The sequence below is a fragment of the Nonlabens dokdonensis genome, assembly GCF_002162835.1.
GTDB classification, from domain to species: Bacteria; Bacteroidota; Bacteroidia; order Flavobacteriales; family Flavobacteriaceae; genus Nonlabens; species Nonlabens dokdonensis_B.
This window is the reverse complement of sequence record NZ_MAAX01000177.1, coordinates 48,920-55,102: the sequence shown is the minus strand read 5'-3', so window position 1 is coordinate 55,102 and position 6,183 is coordinate 48,920. Positions and strand designations below refer to the sequence as shown.

Genomic DNA, 6,183 nt, shown 5'->3' with positions numbered 1-6,183 from the left:
GAGTTACAAGACAGAAAACCCTTAACGCATATACTTCAAACACTTCAAGACTTAAATAATAAAAAGCCTCAAAGAAAACCGATACTTCTTAAAATCGCTCCAGACTTGACTAACGATCAGTTGCTAGATATTATAGGAATTGTAGAAGATACTCAAATTGACGGAGTAATCGCTTCTAACACAACCATCTCTAGAGAAGGTTTGCAGTCTAAGGAATCTCTCATAAATCAAGCCGGTGGTTTAAGCGGTGCACCACTAACAAATCGCGCTACAGAAGTCATTTCATTTTTGTACGATAAAAGCAACGGTGCTTTCCCTATCATTGGAGTCGGCGGAATCATGACCGCACAAGATGCTATAGATAAACTTAATGCTGGCGCCAGTCTGGTGCAGTTGTACACAGGTTTTGTTTATGAAGGTCCAGCGTTGATTAAGAAGATTAACGAAGAAATAATTAGGAAAGCTCGCTAGTTTTTTTGTTTTTTTGATAAAACTTTAAGAAATATGAAAAACATTAAATTTTTATTACCAGTCCTTTTTGCATTTTTTATATTCAGTTGCGCTACTGTAGAAGACTATGCAACTAAAAAATGGAAAGGAAAAACTAAAAGTGAATTAGTAAAGAAAAAAGGAGAACCTCTCGCTATTCGACAAGAAGAAGAAGTGGAGATTTATGTTTATAGCAGAGCGTTTAGAAATACTGATGGCTATTCATCGACTAGAGTCGGTGAAGCGTATTATATTAAAAATAATATTGTTTATAAAGTTATACAGGAACGTCTACCTGAAGATAAGTAATTTTATTTACTTAAATTTACAAGAACTGTCTGTTGATTCAGGCAGTTTTTTTGTTTTACGTAAGTTTGAAATTTATTTCACTTTATGCTAGAAACTCTAATATCCTTTGCGCTGGCAACCTTACTTCTCGCATTAAGCCCAGGACCAGATAATATTTTTGTACTCACACAATCTGTAGCAAGAGGTTCTAAATACGGTATCGCTATCGCTAGTGGTTTAATTACAGGCTGTATCGTTCACACTTCTATAGTTGCATTAGGTTTTGCGGTTATAATTCGAGATAATGAATGGTTGTTGTATTCTATAAAAATTGCTGGAGCCATTTACTTGCTCTATCTCGCTTATAAAATTTTCAAGTCAGACGCGTCTATAGAATTTGGCGATTCAAATGCTTCTTCTCAAAGTCTATGGAAACTCTACAAAGTAGGAATCACCATGAATTTGTTGAATCCTAAAGTAACCTTATTCTTTCTAGCTTTATTACCACAGTTTGTTATAGAGAATTCCTATTCAGACTGGATTCAAATCTATATGCTTGGTGGTGTTTTTATGTTAGTTTCTTTACTTACTTTTTATACGATAGCACTTTTAGCTGGCAAAGCAGCAAGTTTTATCAAATCATCCAAATGGTTTGCGCCATCTATGAAATGGACGCAGATTGTTGTTTTTATAGGAATTGCGGTAGCGATTTTGATTCCTTAATCAAGTCGTCAAATCATTTTCGCAAACCTTTGCGTAAGCTTATATTTGCAGCTCAATGGAAAAAGTAAAAATCATAGAATGTCCACGTGACGCGATGCAAGGAATAAAAGAATTTATCCCTACAGACTTGAAAGTGCAATACATTCAGTCTTTGTTACGATGCGGCTTTGATACTATTGATTTTGGAAGTTTTGTTTCTCCTAAGGCGATACCGCAAATGGTGGATACCGCTGAGGTTCTTTCTAAACTAGACCTCTCAAAAACCGATTCTAAACTACTCGCTATTGTAGCCAACTTACGTGGCGCACAAGCTGCTTGCGAACATTCGGAAATTCAATATTTAGGTTATCCATTTTCTATATCTGAGAATTTTCAAATGCGTAACACGCACAAAACTATAGCGCAAAGTGTGGAGTTGTTGCAGGAAATTATTGATCTCGCAAATAAGAATAATAAAGAGCTTGTAGTTTATATCTCTATGGGCTTTGGTAATCCTTATGGAGATCCTTGGAATGTTGAGATTGTAGGTGAGTGGACCGAGAAGTTATATAAAATGGGTGTGAAAATTCTGTCCCTTTCTGACACTGTTGGAACCTCTGATCCAGAAACGATTACCTATTTATTTTCTAACTTGATACCTAAATATCCTGATATAGAATTTGGTGCTCATCTACATACCACACCTACAAAATGGCATGAAAAAGTAGACGCCGCCTACAAAGCAGGTTGCCGCAGGTTTGATGGAGCAATTCAAGGATTCGGTGGTTGCCCGATGGCAAAAGACGAACTTACAGGAAACATGCCTACAGAGAAAATGGTAAGTTATTTTGGCGCTGCAAAAGTAGATTCAAATGTAAATGCTATGCCGTTTGAAAGCAGTTATAATGAAGCGACTAAGATTTTTACGAAGTATCATTAATAACAATCGCATTTTAAATACATTAATGCTTTTATTCTTATTTAATATGAGGTATAAGGCTCGCAAAGATTACCTCCATCTGTCACACAAAATTTTATAAACCTTACCACATTCTTAACCCTTTATAAAAAGGCTTAGATGTATTTTTGAGTAAATTACAACTTACCATGGCGTTAATAGGACCTATAATTAAAACAGCTTTAAACCTACATGAATCTGTGAGTTCTACTACAAATCACGTAGAAGCACAAAACAAGGTTTTAAAAAATTTATTGAAAACTGCAAAAAACACCTCTTTCGGTCTTTATTATGATTTTAATGCTGTTTTAGATGATGATGATATGGAGCACGCTTTCGCGAAAGCGGTACCGTTTTACGACTATCATAAAATGGACGAGCAATGGTGGTCTCGCATGAAAGAAGGAAAACCTAATATCACATGGCCAGGCGTACCAAAATTTCTTGCTAGGTCAAGTGGTACGACAGGAAAAAAATCTAAAACTATTCCTGTTACAGATGAAATGATTGCAGCTATAAAATCTGCTGGAACCAGACAGGTAAGCGCATTGACTAATTTTGACTTGCCTACTGATGTTTTTGAAAGCGAAGTGCTGGCTCTAGGAAGCTCTACAGATTTGAGTGAAGAAAATGGTTTTACGATAGGAGAAATTAGTGGAATATCTGCCAGTAATATTCCAGAGTTTTTAGACTCTTTTTACAGACCAGGAAAAGAAATATCGTCCATAGACGATTGGGATGAACGCGTTCAAAAAATAGCCGAAGAGGCTAAAAACTGGGATATAGGAATGTTGAGTGGTATCCCATCATGGTTAGAAATGATGCTCAGAAAAGTAATGGATCATCATAATGTTGATTCCATTCATGAAATATGGCCTAATCTGTCGGTTTATACTTCTGGTGGTGTAGCCTTTGAACCTTATCGCTCGAGTTTTGAAAAACTGTTTTCAAAGCCAGTTCAGATAGTTGATACTTATCTTGCTAGTGAAGGATTTATCGCCTGCCAGCAAAGACCAGAAACTGATGCTATGCAATTAATCACAGATGGAGGTATCTATTTTGAATTTGTGCCTTTTCAACCAGACTATGTAGAACAAGATGGTAGCATTACTGATGATGCGCCAGTTCTAACCATGGCTGAGGTAGAACCAGAGGTCGATTATGCTTTAATCATATCGACAGTATCTGGTGCATGGCGTTACTTAATAGGTGATACAATAAAATTTACAGATGTAGAAAAAGCAGAAATTAAAATTACCGGTAGAACTAAGTTTTTCTTAAACGTAGTAGGTAGTCAGTTATCAGTTCTTAAGATGGAAACCGCAATTACAGAACTGCAAGAAAAATTCAATACCAGCATTAAGGAGTTTACCGTTTCTGCCAAGAAAATTAATGGAGAATTTCAGCATGTATGGTATCTAGGAACTGAAACAGAAACCTCAGAAAATGAACTTGCAGATGCTCTTGATCAATCGCTACAAGAAGCTAATAAAAATTATAAAGTAGCCAGAACTAAGGCACTAAAAGGTGTGCAAGTTCATAAAGTACAACCAGAAACGTTTGCCAAATGGAACGATCACAATAAGAAAAAAGGTGGTCAGGTTAAAATGGAAAAGGTAATGGATGAAGAGAAGTTTAAAGCCTGGGAAGAGTTTGTGAGTAGGCTTTGAGTTTGTTAACTCTGAGTCTCTGAGTCTTTGTTTTTGAGTGATTGAGAAAATTATAATTCCGTGCCAATTGATTTTTTTTTGCGCAGCAAAGAAAAACTCACCAACTCACCAACTCACCAACTCACCAACTCACCGACTAATTAGGCGCTAGTTCATCTTGACTAGGCTTTTCTCCAGTTTCTCCATAACGGTTAATCAATTCTAAAATCTCTTCAGGAGACAGGTAGAATTTACGCATGTGTTTTTTATATTTTTCAGACAGGCTGGTATGATTAAGAATAAAATTTTTAGTTTTTAAAATATATTCTCCCATACCGTGGCGCACGGCATAGTCGTCTGCGGCACGTTCTACCTCTTGAATATGTGCATGAGAATAAAGATATTTAAGTCCAAAGAAAATCATGTCTATGGTAGAACGTGATCGATAATCCATTACGTGACCTAATTCATGACCCAACCATCCAGTTAATACATCGCTAGGGATTTCCTTAATAGTAAAAATTTCATTTTCTACTTTGAATTCTTTGCTTATTAAAATGATGTAACTGCGATTATGGCGTGATTTAAAAATACTTTTATAAGTTGGTTGCGCTTGCATGAAATTCTTGCGCACCATATCATTGAACTTAAATTCAATTTCAGTATTCTGTAAAGCAGGATAAAAAGACATCGCTTTTTCTGCTTCTTTTAAGATGGAATCTGGAGCTGTAATATTTGGGTATTGCATATATAGCAATATACGAGAGGTAATGATTTGATGTCGTGAAAATAGCGTTAAAGGTTAATTAACGATACTGTAAAATGCATCCTTAAAAAAGGCGCTTGCTTTCCAAACTAACAAGTGTTAGTTTTGTGTAAACTTAACGACCTAATATCTGTGAGCAACTTTCATAACATAACATTATCTCAAGTCTATAAAGAGACTGACGATACTACGGTAATTGCCTTTGACGTTCCGCAAGAACTTAAAGAAGAATTTAACTATCGTCCAGGTCAGTTTTTGACCTTGCGCGCTATGATTAATGGTGAAGATGTGCGACGCAGTTATTCTTTATGCAGCAGTCCGCTGGATAATGAGTGGAAGGTTGCGGTCAAAGAAATTTTTGAAGGTAAATTTTCTACTTATGTAAATCGCGAGTTAAAAACTGGCGATGAGTTGCAAGTGGCAGCACCTAGCGGCGATTTTGGAATTGAACCATACGGAGAAAATGAGGCTAAAAACTATATCGCATTTGCCGCAGGAAGTGGAATTACTCCTATGCTGAGTATTATAAAGACACATCTAGCTCAAGAACCTAATGCAAAATTCAAGCTATTCTACCTTAATAGAACCGTAAAATCGATTATATTTAAGGAAGAGATAGAGGCGCTTAAAAACAAGTATTTAAGTCGTTTTGAGGTCTTTTATTTCTTGAGTCGTGAGCATAGAGATATTCCATTGTTTAATGGGCGTTTTGACCAAGAAAAATTACAAACGCTCACACAGACGTTAATAAACGCACCACATACAGATCATGCTTTTATCTGTGGTCCAGAAGAGATGATTTTCTTAATAAGAGATGAATTAGTCGCTGCAGGAATGAAGAAAGAAAATGTTCATTTTGAACTTTTTGTTAGTGGATTAAGTGAAGAAGATAAAGCTAGAGCAGCGGCAGCACTAGAGAAAAAGGTCGATGGTGTAGATGTGACCATTATAGACGGTAGTAAAGAATTCCATTTTGTACTAGATGATGATTATGATAACGTCCTAGATGGTGCCATAGGTGCTGGAGCAGATTTGCCATATGCCTGTAAAGGTGGTGTGTGCAGTACCTGTAAATGTAAAGTGGTAGAAGGCAGCGTAGCCATGAAGGTGAACTATGCACTGACTGATGAAGAAGTTGAGAAAGGATTTGTGCTTAGTTGTGTAAGTGTTCCAACGAGTAAGAAACTTGTTGTAGACTACGATGTCTAGAGTATAAAAAAAGTATGTTGTTATATCGCTTTCGCGAAAGCGGAACCGCAACAAGTATATAGAAAGAAAAGTAAGTTCGCATCGCATGCGAACATCACAAACGCATGCGATGCGTCCACAAC

Annotated in this window: 6 protein-coding genes and 1 pseudogene; 6 read left to right on the top strand and 1 reads right to left on the bottom strand. The window is 36.5% G+C overall.

The genetic code is table 11. The features are described from left to right. The 5 genes and pseudogenes from A9Q93_RS11630 to A9Q93_RS11610 form a co-directional block, all read left to right on the top strand. Positions 1-471: pseudogene (locus A9Q93_RS11630) on the top strand (dihydroorotate dehydrogenase (quinone)); the annotation flags it as partial. Between the two features lie 33 nt (positions 472-504). Next, entirely contained in the window at positions 505-798 is a 294-nt protein-coding gene (locus A9Q93_RS11625; protein WP_303687575.1) for a hypothetical protein, read from the top strand. Between the two features lie 84 nt (positions 799-882). After that, complete coding sequence (locus A9Q93_RS11620; RefSeq protein WP_303687574.1) at positions 883-1,500, top strand: LysE family translocator; 618 nt, start codon at positions 883-885, stop codon at positions 1,498-1,500. Between the two features lie 55 nt (positions 1,501-1,555). After that, positions 1,556-2,419 (top strand): hydroxymethylglutaryl-CoA lyase, encoded by an 864-nt coding sequence (locus A9Q93_RS11615; RefSeq protein WP_303687573.1) that lies wholly within the window; start codon positions 1,556-1,558, stop codon positions 2,417-2,419. 167 nt (positions 2,420-2,586) lie between these two features. Further along, on the top strand, positions 2,587-4,107 hold the full coding sequence (locus A9Q93_RS11610; protein WP_303687579.1) for a GH3 auxin-responsive promoter family protein: 1,521 nt from the start codon (positions 2,587-2,589) through the stop codon (positions 4,105-4,107). A gap of 136 nt (positions 4,108-4,243) precedes the next feature. On the opposite strand, the gene A9Q93_RS11605 is transcribed toward A9Q93_RS11610, so the two are convergent. Then, entirely contained in the window at positions 4,244-4,834 is a 591-nt protein-coding gene (locus A9Q93_RS11605; RefSeq protein ID WP_303687572.1) for a hypothetical protein, read from the bottom strand. Positions 4,835-4,984: 150 nt separating this feature from the next. Between A9Q93_RS11605 and paaE the strand changes: the two genes are divergently transcribed. After that, complete coding sequence (gene paaE / locus A9Q93_RS11600; RefSeq protein ID WP_303687578.1) at positions 4,985-6,061, top strand: 1,2-phenylacetyl-CoA epoxidase subunit PaaE; 1,077 nt, start codon at positions 4,985-4,987, stop codon at positions 6,059-6,061. Positions 6,062-6,183 lie beyond the last annotated feature (122 nt).

Bases quoted from the DNA above. Each gene is read 5' to 3' on its own strand.
- A9Q93_RS11625 (WP_303687575.1), top strand. From the start codon at position 505: ATGAAAAACATTAAATTTTTATTACCAGTCCTTTTTGCATTTTTTATA.
- A9Q93_RS11620 (WP_303687574.1), top strand. From the start codon at position 883: ATGCTAGAAACTCTAATATCCTTTGCGCTGGCAACCTTACTTCTCGCA.
- A9Q93_RS11615 (WP_303687573.1), top strand. From the start codon at position 1,556: ATGGAAAAAGTAAAAATCATAGAATGTCCACGTGACGCGATGCAAGGA.
- A9Q93_RS11610 (WP_303687579.1), top strand. From the start codon at position 2,587: ATGGCGTTAATAGGACCTATAATTAAAACAGCTTTAAACCTACATGAA.
- A9Q93_RS11605 (WP_303687572.1), bottom strand. From the start codon at position 4,834: ATGCAATACCCAAATATTACAGCTCCAGATTCCATCTTAAAAGAAGCA.